This window comes from Mesorhizobium sp. C399B, from assembly GCF_030323185.1.
Taxonomy (GTDB): domain Bacteria; phylum Pseudomonadota; class Alphaproteobacteria; order Rhizobiales; family Rhizobiaceae; genus Mesorhizobium.
The window spans coordinates 1,182,500-1,199,303 of the sequence record NZ_CP100472.1 but is presented as its reverse complement, the minus strand read 5'-3'; the positions used below and the strand labels follow the sequence as shown (position 1 = coordinate 1,199,303).

15 protein-coding genes are annotated in these 16,804 nt (G+C 64.3%); 6 read left to right on the top strand and 9 right to left on the bottom strand.

All coding sequences use genetic code 11. The features are described from left to right. The first annotated feature begins 95 nt into the window (after nucleotides 1-95). The 4 genes from NLY36_RS05760 to NLY36_RS05745 are packed head-to-tail and all read left to right on the top strand — an operon-like array spanning nucleotide 96 to nucleotide 5,310. Nucleotides 96-1,103, top strand: a complete 1,008-nt coding sequence (locus tag NLY36_RS05760; RefSeq protein ID WP_023696253.1) for an ABC transporter permease — start codon at nucleotides 96-98, stop codon at nucleotides 1,101-1,103. Continuing rightward, nucleotides 1,104-2,240, top strand: a complete 1,137-nt coding sequence (locus NLY36_RS05755; RefSeq protein ID WP_023696252.1) for an ABC transporter permease — start codon at nucleotides 1,104-1,106, stop codon at nucleotides 2,238-2,240. It abuts the gene before it with no gap. A gap of 10 nt (nucleotides 2,241-2,250) precedes the next feature. Next, nucleotides 2,251-3,918, top strand: a complete 1,668-nt coding sequence (locus NLY36_RS05750; protein ID WP_023696251.1) for an ABC transporter ATP-binding protein — start codon at nucleotides 2,251-2,253, stop codon at nucleotides 3,916-3,918. A gap of 21 nt (nucleotides 3,919-3,939) precedes the next feature. Beyond that, entirely contained in the window at nucleotides 3,940-5,310 is a 1,371-nt protein-coding gene (locus NLY36_RS05745; RefSeq protein WP_023736030.1) for an alpha-glucosidase/alpha-galactosidase, read from the top strand. A 29-nt stretch (nucleotides 5,311-5,339) separates the two neighbouring features. Here the strand turns inward: NLY36_RS05745 and NLY36_RS05740 are convergent, their stop codons facing one another. Then, nucleotides 5,340-6,986 carry an acetolactate synthase large subunit gene (locus NLY36_RS05740; protein ID WP_023696249.1) on the bottom strand — a complete coding sequence of 549 codons (1,647 nt, stop codon included), beginning with the start codon at nucleotides 6,984-6,986 and terminating at the stop codon, nucleotides 5,340-5,342. Between the two features lie 107 nt (nucleotides 6,987-7,093). Next, a complete protein-coding gene (locus NLY36_RS05735) occupies nucleotides 7,094-7,981 on the bottom strand; it encodes an AraC family transcriptional regulator (protein ID WP_023725455.1) in 888 nt (295 codons plus the stop codon). 99 nt (nucleotides 7,982-8,080) lie between these two features. Here NLY36_RS05735 and NLY36_RS05730 point away from each other — a divergent pair, with 99 nt between their 5' ends. Next, complete coding sequence (locus tag NLY36_RS05730; RefSeq protein WP_050589152.1) at nucleotides 8,081-8,785, top strand: glutathione S-transferase family protein; 705 nt, start codon at nucleotides 8,081-8,083, stop codon at nucleotides 8,783-8,785. 125 nt (nucleotides 8,786-8,910) lie between these two features. After that, entirely contained in the window at nucleotides 8,911-9,471 is a 561-nt protein-coding gene (gene msuE / locus NLY36_RS05725; RefSeq protein WP_023725454.1) for an FMN reductase, read from the top strand. A gap of 301 nt (nucleotides 9,472-9,772) precedes the next feature. Here msuE and NLY36_RS05720 read toward each other — a convergent pair whose 3' ends face one another. The 7 genes from NLY36_RS05720 to NLY36_RS05690 form a co-directional block, all read right to left on the bottom strand. Further along, nucleotides 9,773-10,804 (bottom strand): hydroxyacid dehydrogenase, encoded by a 1,032-nt coding sequence (locus NLY36_RS05720; protein ID WP_023736029.1) that lies wholly within the window; start codon nucleotides 10,802-10,804, stop codon nucleotides 9,773-9,775. A gap of 254 nt (nucleotides 10,805-11,058) precedes the next feature. Then, complete coding sequence (locus NLY36_RS05715; RefSeq protein WP_023736028.1) at nucleotides 11,059-12,504, bottom strand: aldehyde dehydrogenase; 1,446 nt, start codon at nucleotides 12,502-12,504, stop codon at nucleotides 11,059-11,061. 94 nt (nucleotides 12,505-12,598) lie between these two features. After that, the gene (locus tag NLY36_RS05710; RefSeq protein ID WP_023725451.1) at nucleotides 12,599-13,384 is read right to left on the bottom strand and encodes a coniferyl-alcohol dehydrogenase; all 786 of its coding nucleotides are present in this window, start codon (nucleotides 13,382-13,384) and stop codon (nucleotides 12,599-12,601) included. A gap of 2 nt (nucleotides 13,385-13,386) precedes the next feature. Further along, on the bottom strand, nucleotides 13,387-14,451 hold the full coding sequence (locus tag NLY36_RS05705) for a branched-chain amino acid ABC transporter permease (RefSeq protein WP_023736027.1): 1,065 nt from the start codon (nucleotides 14,449-14,451) through the stop codon (nucleotides 13,387-13,389). Continuing rightward, on the bottom strand, nucleotides 14,448-15,344 hold the full coding sequence (locus tag NLY36_RS05700) for a branched-chain amino acid ABC transporter permease (RefSeq protein ID WP_023685279.1): 897 nt from the start codon (nucleotides 15,342-15,344) through the stop codon (nucleotides 14,448-14,450). Before NLY36_RS05700 ends, NLY36_RS05705 begins: the two co-directional genes overlap by 4 nt. Continuing rightward, nucleotides 15,341-16,069 (bottom strand): ABC transporter ATP-binding protein, encoded by a 729-nt coding sequence (locus NLY36_RS05695; RefSeq protein WP_023736026.1) that lies wholly within the window; start codon nucleotides 16,067-16,069, stop codon nucleotides 15,341-15,343. Before NLY36_RS05695 ends, NLY36_RS05700 begins: the two co-directional genes overlap by 4 nt. Continuing rightward, entirely contained in the window at nucleotides 16,066-16,713 is a 648-nt protein-coding gene (locus NLY36_RS05690; protein WP_245260263.1) for an ABC transporter ATP-binding protein, read from the bottom strand. Before NLY36_RS05690 ends, NLY36_RS05695 begins: the two co-directional genes overlap by 4 nt. Between the last annotated feature and the right edge of the window lie 91 nt (nucleotides 16,714-16,804).

The window sequence follows — 16,804 nt, the reverse complement described above, 5'->3', positions numbered from 1 at the left end:
CCTCCCCTGGCTGACGCCCGGCCGCGCTGCGCGCGCGGCCGGGACGGAGTAAGGTCAGCGGCAACAGATTAGATCAAAGGAGGAGAAACGGTCCGATGCTGCGATTCCTGGCCATGCGCATAGCATCGGCGGTCCCGGTCATGGTCATCCTGAGCCTGGTCACCTTTGCCATCATCCAGGCGCCGCCGGGCGACTATGCCGACTATATCCGCTCCCAGCTCATCAACCAGGGCGGGGCGTCTTTTGCCGAAGCCGACGCGCAGGCGCAAGCCTATAGGGTCGAGCACGGCCTCGATAAACCGCTGCCCGTCCAGTACCTGAACTGGGTCGCCGGCATCATCACCCGCGGCGATTTCGGCTACAGCCTCTACTACAACAAGCCGGTCGCCGCAGTGGTCGGCGAGCGGCTGCCGCGCACGCTGCTGCTGGCGCTGGTCTGCCATCTGCTGGCCTCGGTGCTCGGCATCACCTTCGGCATCTGGGCGGCGACCAGGCAATACACCTGGATTGACTCGGCGCTGTCGGCAATCTCCTTCCTCGGCATGACGGTGCCGCGCTTCCTGATGGCGCTGATCATCGTCTATCTCCTGGTCTTCCAGTTCAACGTGTCGGAGATCGGCAGCTTCTTCTCGCCGCAATATGGCGGCGCGCCGTGGTCGTGGGCGAAATTCGCCGACCTCGTCAAGCATGTCTGGCCGGTGGTGGCGATCGCCACCTTCGGCGGGCTCGCCTACAATATGCGCGTCATGCGCGGCAATCTGCTCGATACGCTGAACGCGCAATATGTCGAGACGGCCAAGGCCAAGGGCCTGACCGGCAGCGCCGTCGTCATGCGCCATGCCGTGCCCAACGCGCTGCACCCGCTCATCATGTATCAGGGCGTGGTGCTGCCCTACATGCTGACCGGCGAGATCGAGACGGCGATCATCTTTGCGCTGCCGACGGTCGGGCCGGCCATTGTCGGCTCGATGGCGGTCGGCGACGTCTATGTCACGGCGACCTTCATGATGGTGCTGTCGGCAACGCTGATCGTCGGCAACATCATCGCCGACATGCTGCTCGCGCTGCTCGATCCGCGCGTGCGCCAGTTCAGGGAGAGCTAGATGCTGGCGCGCGACCCATCCCCGCCGCCGCCACCGGCTGAAGCAACCGCGATTGCGACCCCGCGCGGCAATGAGAGCTATATGGCGCTGGTCTGGCGCCGGCTGAGGCGCTCCTGGACCGGCATGGCCGGGCTGATCCTGGTGGTGCTTCTGGTGCTGATGGCGCTGTTCGCCGATTTCTTCGCGCCGATGGACCCCAAGGCGACCGATGTCGCTTTCGCCCCGCCGCAAGTGATGAGTTTTCACGACAGAGACGGGAATTTCGTGCTCCAGCCGCGGGTCTATGCGCTGGCGGATTCTGCAGACCTCGACCCGGTCACCTTCCAGCCGGTCGTCGGGCCGGATTACGAGCATCCGCGCCTGCTCGGCTTCTTCGTCAAGGGCGCCGACTACCGGCTGCTTGGACTGATCCCCGCGAACCGGCATTTCTTCGCTTCGGCCGACGGCCAGCCGGTGCATTTTCTCGGCACCGACAAATTCGGCCGGGATGTGCTGTCGCGCGCCATCCAGGGCTCGCGCGTCTCGCTGATGATTGCGCTGACGGTGGTGTTCATCATCACCGTTATCGGCACCACGGTCGGCATGGTCTCGGGCTATTTCGGCGGCCGCTTCGACGTCTGGATGCAGCGCTTCGTCGAGTTGGTGCTCGCTTTCCCGCAATTGCCGCTTTATCTTGCGCTGACGACGCTGATCCCGGTGACCGCGCCGACCAACGTCTTCCTCGCCTTCGTCATCATCGTCATGTCGGCGCTGGGCTGGGCGCAGATGTCGCGCGAGGTGCGCGGCAAGACGCTGGCGCTGGCGCGGATCGACTATGTGCGCGCTGCTATGGCGGTTGGCGCCACCGACATGCGTATCATCATGCAGCACATTTTTCCCAATGTGATGAGCCACGTCATCGTCGCCGTGACGATCGCGATCCCGACGGTGGTACTGCTCGAAGCCTTTCTCGGCTTCCTCGGCTTCGCCGTGAAACCGCCGCTGATCTCATGGGGGCTGATGCTGCAGGACACGGCTACCTATTCGGTCATCGGCACCTATCCGTGGATCCTGTCGCCGGTCGGCTTCGTGCTGATCACCGTCTTTGCCTTCAACGCGCTGGGCGACGGCCTGCGCGATGCCGTCGATCCCTATTGAGGTGGCCGGGATGACCGTAGCGCTCGCAGCCACCTTCGCACCAGCCGTCCGGTTCGACCATGCCGGCCGCCACGACCAACCCATCATCGATGCCCGCAACATCGAGGTCGCCTTCAAGGTCGAGCACGGCGTCGTCGACGCGGTGAAGGATGTCTCGTTCCAGCTCTATCGCGGGGAGACGATCGCCATCGTCGGCGAGTCCGGTTCCGGCAAGTCGGTGACGGCGCGCGCTGTCATGGGGCTCTTGTCAAAGCGGGCCACCGTGTCGCCGAAATCCACCATCCACTATTGCGGGCAGGACATACTGAAATTCCCCGAGAGCGCCCGGCGCAAGTTGCGCGGCAATCGCATCTCGATGATCTTCCAGGAGCCGATGAGCTCGCTCAACCCGATCTATACGGTCGGCAGTCAGATCGTCGAGGCGATCAGAGTGCATCGAAAGGTCAGCCGCAAGCAAGCCTGGGCGCGGGCGCTCGAGCTTTTGCGGCATGTCCAGATCCCCGAGCCGGAAGCGCGCATCAAACAGTATCCGCACCAGATGTCGGGCGGGCAGCGCCAGCGCGTGATGATCGCCATGGCGCTCGCCAACGACCCTGATGTGCTGATCGCCGACGAGCCAACGACAGCGCTCGACGTCACGGTGCAAGCACAGATCCTCAATTTGATCCGCAATCTGCAAAAAGAACTCAGGATGGCGGTCATCCTGATCACCCACGACCTCACCGTGGTGCGAAAATTCTCCGACTATGTCTATGTCATGCAGCATGGCGAGATGTGCGAGCACAACGTCACCGAGCGGCTGTTCGCCGACCCGCAGCATGCCTATACCAAGCGGCTGCTCGCTTCAGAGCCGCACGGCAAGCCGCAGCCGCTGCCGGAAAACAGCGGCACCATCCTCGAGGCCCGCGATATGCGCGTCTGCTTCATGCTACGCCATGGCAGCTTCCTGAAGCCGGACTGGCGCGAGCTGGTCGCCGTCGACGATCTCGGCCTGAAGCTTTGCCGCCACGAGACACTGGGGCTGGTCGGCGAATCCGGCTCCGGCAAGACCACCTTCGGTCTCGCCTTGCTCAGGCTCACCGAGGCCAAGCGCGGCGAGGTCAGCTTCGACGGCCAGCCGATCCACGGCCTGTCGCGCGCCGGGATGCGGCCGCTGCGCTCGCGCATGCAGGTCGTTTTTCAGGATCCGTTCTCGTCGCTCAACCCGCGTATGACGATCGGCCAGATCATCGAGGAAGGGCTGGTCGTCAACAGGATCGGCGCGACACGGCGCGAGCGGGTCGGTCGGGTTCGCGACGCCCTGGTCAGCGCCGGCATGCCCGGCGATATCCTGTCGCGGTTCCCGCACGAATTTTCCGGCGGCCAGCGGCAGCGCATCGCCATTGCCCGAGCCATCGCGCTGGAGCCCGAATTCATTCTGCTCGATGAACCGACATCGGCGCTCGACCTTTCGGTGCAGGCGCAGATCATCGACTTGTTGCGCAAGCTGCAGGACGAACGCGGCCTTAGCTATCTCTTCATTTCGCACGACCTCAAGGTGGTGCGCGCGCTCTGCCATCGCGTCATCGTCATGCAGAACGGCAAGATCGTCGAACAGGGACCCGTCGACGAGGTCCTCACCCATCCCAAGACCGCCTACACCGAACGGCTCGTCAGGGCCGCCTTCGACGTGGCGTAGCAAAGTGCCGGAGGTTTAATAGTGGCAAGACATCCCAGGATCACCTTCATTGGCGCGGGTTCGACCGTCTTCATGAAGAACATTGTCGGCGACGTGCTGCAGCGGCCATCGCTGTCAGGCGCGACGATCGCGCTGATGGACATCAATCCGCAGCGGCTGGAAGAGAGCGCCATCGTCGTCAACAAGCTGATCGCGACGCTGGGCGTGAAGGCGAAGGCCGAGACCTATTCCGACCAACGCAAGGCGCTCGCCGGTGCCGACTTCGTCGTCGTCGCCTTCCAGATCGGCGGTTACGAGCCCTGCACCGTCACCGATTTCGAGGTGCCGAAGAAATACGGCCTGCGCCAGACCATTGCCGACACGCTCGGCGTCGGCGGCATCATGCGCGGCCTCCGGACCGTGCCGCATCTGTGGAAGATCTGCGAGGACATGCTGGCCGTCTGCCCCGACGCGATCATGCTGCAATACGTCAACCCGATGGCGATCAACACCTGGGCGATTTCAGAGAAATTTCCTGACATCAAACAGGTCGGCCTCTGCCATTCGGTGCAGGGCACGGCGATGGAACTGGCGCACGATCTCGACATTCCCTACGACGAGATACGCTACCGCTCGGCCGGCATCAACCACATGGCCTTCTACCTGAAGTTCGAGCACCGGCAGCCGGATGGCTCTTACCGCAATCTCTATCCGGACCTCGTCGGCGCCTATCGCGAGGGCAGGGCGCCGAAGCCGGGCTGGAACCCACGCTGCCCCAACAAGGTGCGCTACGAGATGCTGACGCGGCTCGGCTATTTCGTCACCGAAAGCTCCGAGCATTTCGCCGAATACACGCCCTATTTCATCAAGGAAGGCCGCCCCGACCTGATCGAGAAGTTCGGCATTCCGCTCGACGAATACCCCAAGCGCTGCATCGAACAGATCGAGCGCTGGAAGGGCCAGGCAGAGGCCTATCGCTCGGCCGACCGCATCGAGGTCGAGCAGTCGAAGGAATACGCGTCCTCGATCATGAATTCGGTGTGGACCGGCGAGCCGTCGGTGATCTACGGCAATGTCCGCAACAATGGCTGCATCACCTCGCTGCCGGACAATTGCGCCGCCGAGGTGCCGTGCCTGGTGGACGCCTCCGGCATCCAGCCGACCTATATTGGCGAGCTGCCGCCGCAACTCACCGCGTTGATACGCACCAACATCAATGTGCAGGAACTGACGGTGCAGGCGTTGATGACCGAAAACCGCGAGCACATCTACCACGCGGCGATGATGGACCCGCATACGGCGGCCGAACTCGATCTCGACCAGATCTGGGCGCTGGTCGATGAGTTGCTGGCGACACATGGCGACTGGCTGCCGGCCTGGGCGCGTGGGAGCGCCAAGGTCCGGGCCGCCTGAGCGCTGCTGCGGCGGTATCTACTCCACCGTCAGGCCTCCGGTGGCGCCGGCAACCGGTGGCGCAGTTCCTCGACCAGCACGCGCTCGTTCTCCGAATAGTCGATCGGAACGACGACGAGATGGACGCCACCGCCGGCAAAAGCCTGTTCAAGCGTCGATTGTATTTCTGAGACGGCGCCGACCCTGGTTCCCTTGGCGCCATAGGCCTCGGCATAGCGGACGAAATCGGGATTGCCGAAGGTCATGCCGAAATCGGGGAACTGGTCGACCGCCTGCTTCCAGCGGATCATGCCGAAAGCATTGTCCTCGATGATCAGCACGACGAGGTTAAGTTTCAGCCTGACGGCGGTTTCCAGTTCCTGGCTGTTCATCATGAAGCCGCCATCGCCGCAGATCGCCATGACGCGGCGGCCGGGATAGAGCATCGCGGCCGTCATCGCCGAGGGCAGGCCGGCGCCCATCGTGGCCAGGGCGTTGTCGAGCAGCAAAGTGTTGGCGACGCGCGTGCGGTAATTGCGCGCAAACCAGATCTTGTACATGCCGTTGTCGAGCGCCAGGATGCCATCGGCCGGCATCACCGCGCGCACATCGTGCACCAAGCGCTGCGGCGTGAAACGGTCTTCGGTGGCGCGGGTGGCAATGCGGCTCAAAATCCCTTCGCGCAGCGGCAGTAGCGCCTGCGCGTTGGGGATCTTGCCCTCGATCCGGTCGGCAAGCAGCCTGAGCGAAGCGCCGATGTCGCCGACCACTTCGGTCTGCGGGAAATAGACCTGCTCGACATTGGCCGGCTGGTAACCGACATGGATCACCTTCGGTCCCTTGTCGCCCATAATGAAGGGCGGCTTCTCGATCGTGTCGTGGCCGATGGTGATGATGAGGTCGGCCTGTTCGATGGCCTCATGGACATAGTCGCGCTCGGAGAGCGCGGCGGTGCCCATGTAGAGTTCGGTGCCGCCGGGCACCGTGCCCTTGCCCATCTGCGTGGTGAAATAGGGAATGCCGGTCCTGATCACGAACTGGGCGAGGTCGGACGTCGAGCGCGGCCGCGATGCGGCGGCGCCCAGCATCGCCAGAGGACGCTGCGCCTTGATGATCATCTCGGCGGCGCGGTCGAGCGCAAGCGGGCTGGCCAGCGGAAGCTCGACCGGATGCGGCGGGATCAGCGCGACATCGTCGCACTCCTCGGCCGCGATGTCTTCGGGCAGTTCCAGATGCACCGGTCCCGGACGCTCCTCTTCGGCAATCCGAAACGCTTCGCGCACCACGGCGGGAATGGTCTTCGCCGAGATGATCTGGCGTGACAGCTTGGTCAGCGGCTTCATCGCGGCGACGATGTCGACGATCTGGAAGCGGGCCTGGCGCGACGACCGGATGCCCTTCTGCCCGGTGATCATGATCATCGGCATGGCGCCCAGCAGCGCATAGGCGGCACCCGTCGTCAGGTTCAGGGCGCCGGGCCCGAGCGTGGTGATGCAGACGCCCGGCTTGCCGGTGAGCCTGCCATGGGTGGCGGCCATGAACGCCGCCGCCTGCTCATGACGGGTGAGGATGAGCTGGATCGAGGATTTGCGGATGGATTCGACGACGTCCAGGTTTTCTTCGCCGGGAATGCCGAAGATGCGATCGACGCCCTCATTCTCGAGGGCGGCAACAAGCAGGTCAGAACCTTTGGGCACGAAGCATCTCCTGGGCAAAGCGGCGGCGAACCGCGTCGGGATATGATCAGACATAGTGCTGGCAAAGTCCTACCGCGAGGCCCGGCCGCCGCCAATATCGCTCTGCCTTACAGATCCTTCCGTTTCCTGAATTGGCCGGGCGAGACGCCGGCGTGGCGCCTGAAGGCGGTGGAGAAGGCGGCTTCCGAGCTGTAGCCGACCGCCTCGGCGACTTGGCCCAGGCTCTTGCCCTCGTGCAGCAGCCGGCTGGCCTGCCGCATGCGGCAGCCGAAGAGATAGGCCATGGGCGCTTCGCCGACGAGATCGCGAAAGCGGGCGGCAAAGGTTGCCCTGGAGAGCCCGACCGCGCGTGCCAGGGTCTCGATCGTCCAGTCGTGGCCATAGGCTTCATGCAGGGTGGCGAGCGCTCTGGCGATCGCGGGGTCCTGCAATCCCCTCAGCCAACCTGGATTGTCCATGCTTTCCAGACCGGAGCGCAAGGCGCGCGTGACGATGGCCCCAGACAGGCGAGCCATGACCACGTCGCTGCCGGGACCTTCGTCGGTCGCTTCCACCAGCAAGGCCTCGACATAGCCACGCAGCCATTTGGGCAGACGGCCATTCGATCCCCGGATGTGAACGATGCGCGGCAGGCCGGCAAGTGCCGGATGGTCGGCGTCGCGAAAGGTGAAGGCGCCGCACAGGATGACGGTCTTTTCGCCTTCGCCGCCGCTGCGAATACGCCCGGCTGCGGTTTGGGTCGCCAGTTCGGCGGCGGAGACGTTCGCGCTTTTGAGCGCGCCGGGCGACCGCAGCACATGCGGATCGGCGCGCGGTGCAATGATCAGGTCGCCGGCATCGAGAGGCTCGACATCTTCCTCACCGAACACCGCCTCGCATCGCCCCTTGATGACGACGTGAATGCCGCGAAGCCCAGCCTGGCTGAACGAGATCGCCCAGGGAGCGGCCAGTTCGAGGCGCCGGTACCCGGCGGCTGCGAAGTGCAATTCGCGCATGAGGGTAGCCAGGAGATCCACGCTTCGCTCCAGAAACAGACGATCGATAAATCAATCCAGACGCTGTCGAATAGCGCGCCGGCCTTATTGGACCTAGCTATGCCCGACAGGCCGCTTGTCGGCGATAACGAAACTCAGGAGTTATTCATGCCGCCAATCGAGCTTTTTGTCGCGCAGCTTTGTCCCTATGCGCACCGTGTCAGGCTCGCCCTTGCCGAGAAAGGCCTGCAGGCGACGGAAATCGAAATCGATCTGCGCAACAAGCCGGCGTGGTTCCTGAAACTCACGCCGACGGGAAAGGTGCCGCTGCTGCGCCATCAGGGGCAATATGTCAGGGAGTCGGCGATCATCTGCGAATATCTCGATGATGCATTCCCCGAACGGCCGATTTTCCCCAGGGATGCTCATGCCCGCGCTGAGGCGCGCATCTGGATCAGTTTCGCCGACACGCAGCTTTACGCCAGGACGGCAACCATGATGCACAGTTCCGACGCTATGGTTCATGAGCGGATCAAGGCCCAGCTTGCCGACGCCCTGCGCTTTGTGGAACAGCATGCCTTTGCGAGGCGAGGGGCGGACGAACGGTTTTTGCTAGGCTCGGAATTCAGCGCCGCCGACATCGCCTTCTATCCCTGGTTCGAACAGCTGTGCGTGCTTGAGAAATATCTGGGCTTCGTCATGCCGACCGAATGCGAGCGCCTGCTGCGGTGGCAGGAAACGGTTGCCGCCAGGGAGGCGGTGCGGACCTGCGCCAGGTCAACCGGCTTCTATCTGGAATCCTATGGCCGGCTTCTCGCGGCCTGAGACGAGCGGGCAAACGGAAAAAAAATCCCCGGCAATGGCGCTGGAGGGCCTATCCTTGCTTCTTGCGGCAGGCGCAAGCCTGTAAATATGCGGTATGAAACCCCGCCGCGAGAGGTGAGAGAAATATGCCCAATCCAACCGTCGTCGGGTTTTCCGGCAATTTCACCAGGCCGTCCAAGACGCGTGGTTTTGTCGACCAGGTTGTCAGGGATATTGCGCGCCAGCATGGCCTGTCGGCGAGCACCTATGACATCGAAGACCTCGGCCCGTCGCTCGGCGCTGCCAAATGGGCGCGCGATCTCGACGGCCAGGCCCGGGCAGTCTTCGACAGCGTCGTCAATGCCGATGTGCTGGTGGTGGGGTCACCGACCTACAAGGGCAGCTACACCGGCCTGTTCAAGCACTTCTTCGATCTGTTCGATCCCGCCGCCTTGCGCGGCAAGCCGGTGGTGCTGCTTGCCACCGGCGGCAATGATCGCCACGCGTTGATCGTCGAGCACCAGTTGCGGCCGTTGTTCGGCTTCTTCGAGGCGCTGACGTTGCCGACAGGGGTCTATGCCACGGACAAGGACTTTTCCGACGGCGTGCTGCGGGCCGAACCCATCCTGAAGCGCGTCGAGCAGGTTGTCGGCGAGGTCGGGCTGGTGCTGGCCAATCGCTCGCCAGCTGGCGTTGCTGCCGGATAGAGCGAGGCGGGCAGGCCGCCTCCGGCTTTGCTCGGGAGTGAATAAAAAGGCCCGCCAGCGACGCGAATCGTGACGAGCCTCCTTGGAGTAGGCCAAGCCTCCCACAACCCGATTGGCTTCAAAATCAATACCCCGCCGGCTAGGCCTGGCGGGGTATCGATAGTAGGGTCTGGATCGAATGGGAGCGATCCGGGCTGAAAAACGCCAATACCAGTCAAAGGTTCCCGGTCATCCTGAGCGGCGATGACAAAGGGGTTTTGGCCAACTGCGAAATCCATCTCAGGCGGATTTCTCGCGACAACTAGTTCCTGTGCGCCGGCTTCGAACGCATCCTTGACACCGTCTCGCGCTCGGCGCGCTTGGAGCGCAGAGGCGGCAGGCCGCGGTCGATCAGGTCCATGTCTTCCAGAACCATGTCGCCCATGCGCTTGAAGGCGATGTCAAGCGCACCGGCGCGGTGGGCGGAGCGCAGGAAGCCGGGGATCGTGCGGACCGGATGGTCCTGCGCTAGCGGTTCTTCTGGGAAGACATCGCTGGCGGCGACGATGTGGCCGCTTTTCACCGCCGCCATCAGGGCAGGGAAGTCGACGACGCCGGCGCGGCTGAGCAGGATGAAGGCGGCGCCCTTGCGCATACTTGCAAAGGCCTCAGCGCCGAGGAAACCCTGGTTCTCCGAGGTCACCGAAGCGACGACGAAGACGAAATCGCTTGATGTCAGCACCTCGTCCAGCGAGGCCGGCTTGACCCCATTGTCGATCAGGATCGACGGCGGCAGCCAAGGGTCGAAGACCTTGGTGCGGGTGCGAAAACCCGACAGCAGCCGGTTCAGCGCACGGCCGAGATCGCCGAAGCCGATGATGCCGACATCGGCGCCGGACAGAAGCCGCGCCGTCAAATTGCCGTCACCGCCCCACAGCTCCTCGCCTTTGCGGAAGGCGAGGTCAGCATCGACGATGTTGCGGGCGAGGTTGAGCGCCATGGCGAGGCCAAGCTCGGCCACCGGCTCGGCGAAGACGAGGCCGGTGGTGACGACATGGATGCCGCGCGCAAACAGCGTCTCATAGGGCATGTTGTTGATGAGGTTGGTCTCGACATTGAAGACGCAACGCAGCGCCTGCATCTGGTCCAAGGTCTCGGGCGAGATCGGCGGCTGGCCGATAATATAGCGGGCTTCGGCCAGCACGTCGGCGGGCAAGTTCGCCACGCCCTCGGCCGTCGTCTCGACGACGCGGTAATGCGCCTTGAGGCGCGCCAGCTGCGGTGGGGTGAAGATCAGGTCGAGCGTGCGTGGTTCCGGCGCGCTGATGACCAGCGGCAGGGCTTTGTTTGGCATAACGACTCCTCCCCGGCGCGATGCGTATCGCGTATTCTTGCTTTGCACTTGTGGTAGTCCCCAAAACCGCTTGCCGCCTTCCGGCGGCATGTGCTTGAGGGGTAAAATACCCACGATTAAACGATTTACAACTCCGGGAGGGGCCGCCGATCGCGTGGCTCGAGCCTTGCCGGGTTTTGATGCGGGAATCCGTTGGCTCGCCAGGCAACGGCCCTGAGGGCTCCTTTCCTTCTCCCCTGTGAGAGAAGGTGGAGTCAAAACGGATAGTGCTGCCCCGGATCCTCGATGGTTAGCCAGCGCAGGTCGGTGAACTCGGCAATCGAGGCCTTGCCGCCGAAGCGGCCGTAGCCTGAACCCTTGACGCCGCCGAAGGGCATTTGCACCTCGTCGCCGACGGTCGGGCCGTTGATGTGGCAGATACCGGCTTCGATGCGCGCGGCAACCGCCATGGCACGGCGGATGTCGCGGCTGAACACGGCTGAAGACAGGCCGTATTCGGTATCGTTGGCGACACGTACCGCTTCGTCCTCGCCCTTTACGCGGATCACCGGCTTGACCGGGCCGAAGGATTCTTCCGAATAGACGCGCATCGCCGGCGTCACGTGGTCGAGCAATGTCGCCTCGACCACGGTTCCGGTGCGCTTGCCGCCGGCCACAAGCCTGGCGCCCTTGGCGACGGCGTCGGCAACCAGTTCTTCCATCTTGTCGGCGGCTTGGTCGCTGATCAGCGAACCGAGCACGACATGGCCGCGCGGGTCGCCGGCAGGCAGCTGCGCGGCGCGGGCGGCGAGCTTGGCGACGAATTCGTCGGCGACCTTTTCATCGACGACCAGACGCTCGGTCGACATGCAGATCTGGCCCTGATGCATGTAGGCGCCGAAGGTCGCGGCATTGACCGCGGCGTCGATGTCGGCATCGTCGAGCACGACCAGCGGCGCCTTGCCGCCGAGTTCGAGCAGCGCCGGCTTCAAGTGACGGCCGGCGAGTTCGGCAATGATCCTGCCGACCTTGGTCGAGCCGGTGAAGTTGACACGCCTGACTGCAGGGTGCGCGACCAGTGTTTCGACGATTGCCGCTGCGTCCTTGGGGTCATTGGTGACGACATTGATGACGCCCTTGGGCAGGCCGGCCTCGACCAGCACCTGGCCGATCAGCCGGTGTGTGCCTGGGCACATTTCCGAAGCTTTCAGCACAACCGTGTTGCCGCAGGCGATCGGCATGGCGATGGCACGGGTTCCGAGGATGACCGGTGCATTCCACGGCGCGATGCCGAGGCAGACGCCGGCCGGCTGGCGGATCGCCATGGCCAGCGTGCCGGGCTTGTCGGAGGGAATGACCTCGCCCGAAATCTGCGTCGTCATGGCGGCTGCCTCGCGCAGCATTTTGGCGGCGAGCATGACGTTGAAGCCAGCCCAGGGGCCGGTCGCGCCGGTTTCTTCCATCATCAACTTGGTGAATTCGCCGACCTTGGAGTCCATGACATCGGCCGCCTTGGACAGCAAAGCGCGGCGCTCGCCCGGACCGGTCTTCGACCACGTCTTGAAAGCGGCAGCAGCGGCTTCGACCGCGGCATTGGCGTCGGCGATGCTGGCTGCGGCAGCGCGGGTCGCCAGCTTGCCGGTGAACGGGTCCATGCGCTCGTAAGAGGCTGAGCCGGAGGCATCCCTTTTGTCGCCGTCGATCAGAAGTCCGATGTCCATTGTTCTCTCCCTCGCTCGCCGTGGAGCGTCTTTTCTATCAATTATCGACCACGATCTGATCCGAACACCGGCTCCCACTTTTCGGGATCATGGTCTAGAAGCCGAGCACCTCGGCATTGATCGATGCTTCAAGCCCACCGTCAACAGGCACATTGGCGCCGTTGACCCAGCGTGCGCCGTCCGAACACAGGAACAGCACGACAGGCGCGATATCGCCCGAGGTTCCGGCGCGCCCGACCCTGGCGATGTCGCTGTCCACGCGGGCGTCACCCAGCACATTGCGGAACTGTTTGAGGATCGGCGTCTCGACCGGGCCGGGGCTCACTGCATTGACGCGGATGCCGCGGCTCCTGAACAGATCCTGATGTGCGGCGCGCTGCGTCCACAACAGCAGCAGCTCCTTGGAAACGGGATAGCCTTCCTCGTTCTTCACCTGATGGTCGGCGATCATCTTCGCCACATCGGGAAAGCCTTCGATGCCGACCATCGATGCCGCGCGGTTGAGATTGGCGCGCCAGCCATAGCCGGCGATCGAGGCGACGTTGACCACGGCGCCGCCTTCACGAAGTCTTGGTGCGAGGCCTTCCGAGAGCGCGCGCAGGCCGTAGAAATTGACCGCCAGTGTCGACACCGCACCGGTGTTGCCGGGGAGGCCGGCGACATTGCAGAGCGCATCGATGCGCTGCGGCAGGCGCCCGAGGAGATCGTCGACGCCGGCCTTGGATGAGATGTCAGCCTTGACGAAACTGCCGGCCGATGCTGCCGGTTCACGCACGTCGACGCCGATCACGTCAGCGCCCAGTTGGCCGGCAAGTTCGGCCGTGCGAGCGCCGATACCAGAGGCGACACCGGTGATGAGGATGGTCTTGCCGAACAGCATGGTCACGCCTTTTCTGGATGCGTTGCGGCCTGTTGCGGCGAGGGCGCCGCGTCGCCATCTGCGGCGTTTGGCGGGAGCCTGACGCGATAGCCGACCGGCAGCAGGCGCAGGCCGAAGCGCTCCTCCAGCGTTCCCCACAGGCCGCGCGGCAGGAAGAGCGAGAACAGCACCGCCGTGGCGCCGAGGCCGATCAGATACCAGACGCCGGCGCCGCCGAACCAGGTCTCGATGAGGAAGAACAGCAGCGCACCCAGAATGGCGCCCTCGAAGGTGCCGATGCCGCCGACCAGCACCATGAAGATCATGTAGGCGGTCCACTGGACGTTGAAGTAGGTTTTCGGCTGGAAGGTGATCGACGTGGCCAACCACAGCGCGCCGGCCATGCCGATACCGAAGGCGGCGAGCACGAAGAGCAGCCGCTTGGTTCCGGTGACGCGCACGCCGACCGATGCCGCGGCCTCCTCATTGTCCCTGATGGCGCGGATGGCCGCACCCGTGCTGCCACGCAGCAGGCTAAACAGGATGGCAAGGAGCGCCGTCATCGCGGCCAACGCCAGCCAGTAGATCGTCGCCCGCCTGGAACCGGCGTCATAGATGTTGAGCGAGATCAGCGACGTCCCGGTCTCGCCTTGCACCAGCCGGTCGAGATTGACCAGCAGATGGGTGAGCGCCGCGATCACCCACATGCCGATGGCGAACTCGCCGTTCTTAAGCTTCAGCATGAACAGCGACATTGGCCAGGAGATCGCGCCGACGATGATCGCCGAAACGAACAGCGAGGCGAACGGGTTGAGGCCGGCATCGGCCAGACGGATGGCGAAATAGGCGCCGAGGCCGAAGAACACTTGCTGTCCAACCGAAACCAGCCCGCCGAAGCCGGCCAGCGCGTTCCACATCGCTGCCAGGATCACATAGATGAACAAGGCGGTAAGGCGGTCGACGGCGCCGGCCGACAGGAAGTGCGGCGCGATGCCAAGCAGCGCGATGATGACGACGACCGCAATCGCCGAGATGCGCGAGGCGGAGGTGCCGCGCTCGATGACGGGGTCGTTTAAAACCGCGCTCATGATGCTTTCCTCGCGGGCAGGCGCAGCAGGCCGCGCAGGCCAAGGCCGGAGGTGGAGAGCCGGATGAACAGCACGATCAGGAAGGCGACATGGCCGCCGATCAGAAAACCTTGCGGATGGATCTGCGCGCCGAGCGTCTGGGCGAGCGCCAGAACGATGCCGCCGACCAGCGTGCCCCATAGCGAACCGGCGCCGCCGATCACCGCCGCCTCGAAAGCGAACAGCAATTGAGGTGCGCCGGTATAGGGATCGAAGGTGGCGCGCATGGCGAGGAAGGCGCCGGCCAGCCCAACGGTGACCATGGCGATGGCGGCGGCGAGGGCATTGGCGCGGCGCGCATCGACGCCGACGAGACCGGCCGTGTCGGGATCTTCCGACGTGGCGCGGATCGAGCGGCCAAGCCTGGTGCGGGTGAGGAACAGCTGCAGTCCGCCAAGCAATATGACGGCGGCGGCGAACATGATCACGGCAAGCTTGCCGACATAGATGCTGCCCGGCCATTCCCAGGAATCGTAGGAGAGGCTGCCGATATAGGGCGCCAGCGAACGTGTGTCGGCGCCGAACTGCTCGAACAGCGCATTGTCGATGACGATGGCGAGGCCGAACGTGGTCAGGATCGGCAGGAGCGCGCCGCCGCGGGCGCTGCGCTCGAGCAGGAAGCGCTGCAGCGCCCAGCCGATGGCCGCCATCAGCGGCAGCACGATGAGCAGGCCGACGAAGGGCGAGATATGGAATTGCGAGGCGAGCCACCACAGCGCGTAGGCGGAAAACACGGCCAGGCTGCCATGCGCGAGGTTGATTATGCGCATCACCGAAAACATGAAGGAGAGGCCGCAGGCGATCAGCGCGTAGTAGCCGCCGAGCAGGATGCCCTGGACGATCTGGTTGCTCATGCCGGCACACTCCCGGCGCTTTTTCTGTGCAGACCAAAATAGGCTTTCGTCACTTCATCGCGGGACATGCCCTTGCTCGGGCCTTCCAGCGCGACGCGTCCTTCGAGCATGCAGATGACCTTGTCCGAGACCGAGAGCGCGCGATTGAGGTCCTGTTCGACCAGGATTATCGTCGTGCCGGAGCTGATCAGGCCTTGCAGCGAAGCGTATACGCGATCGACCACCAGCGGCGACAGGCCGAGCGAGACCTCGTCGAGCAGCAGCAGTTCGGGATTGCTCATCAAAGCGCGGCCGATGGCGGTGGCCTGCTGCTCGCCACCGGAGAGATGCCCGGTCTTGGCATGGCGGCGCGGCTTCAGATTGGGGAACGTGTCGAGCACTCGTTCCACGCTCCAGTCGCCGGGACGGCCGGCGGTCTTGCCAAGCAGGAGGTTCTCCTCGACCGTCATCTGCACGAACAGTTTTCGCCCTTCCGGCACCAGCGCGACGCCCATGCCGACGCGCTTGTGCGAGGGAACGCCGGTGATATCGGCACGATTCAGCAGCACGCGGCCGGCCGTCGGCTGGTGCGCGCCGGCGATCGCCCGCAGCAGGGTCGTCTTGCCGGCGCCGTTGGCGCCGACCAGCGCCAGCGTTTCGCCGCGCTCGATCGAGAAGTTCACGCCGCGCACCGCCTGCAACAGGCCGTGGCGGACGACCAGATTCTCGATTGCGAGCAGGCTCATTTCGGGCCTCCGCCGAGATAGGCCCGCACGACTTCGGGGTCGGCCATCACCGCTTGCGGCTCGCCATCGGCGATGATCTTGCCGGCGTCCATGCAGATCAGCCGCTCGGCCACCTGCAGCAGGATGTGGACGATGTGCTCGATCCAGACGATGCCGATCTTGCGGCGGCGCAATTCCTTGATGGTATCGACAAGTTCGCTCGCCTCGCCATCGGTCAGTCCGCCGCCGATCTCGTCGAGCAGAAGCAGCGTAGGCCTTGCCGCGAGCGCGCGGGCAAGTTCCAGCCGCTTGCGGTCGAGCAGGCCGAGCGTTTCGGCGCGCCGGTTGGCCACGCCCATCATGCCGCACAGTTTCAGCGACTCCAGCGCCTCTTCATAGGCCTCGTCGCGGGCGAGACCGGCGCCATGCGACGCGGCAACAAAAACGTTCTCGAACGTGGTCATGCCGCTGAACGGCTTGGGCACCTGGTGCGTGCGCACCAGGCCGAGACGACAGCGCGCTGTAGCCGGCATCGCGGTCACATCGCCACCCTTGAAGGCGACCGTGCCGGCGCTCGGCGGGAAGGCGCCTGATAAGATGCTGAGCAGCGTCGTCTTGCCGGCGCCGTTCGGACCGACGATGCCGACGGCCTCATCGGCATTCATGGCGAAGTCGACATCGTCGAGCACCACCAGCGCGCCGAAGCGTTTCTGGATGCCGGCAGCGCGGAGGATCGCGGCGTTTGCTGAACCGTTC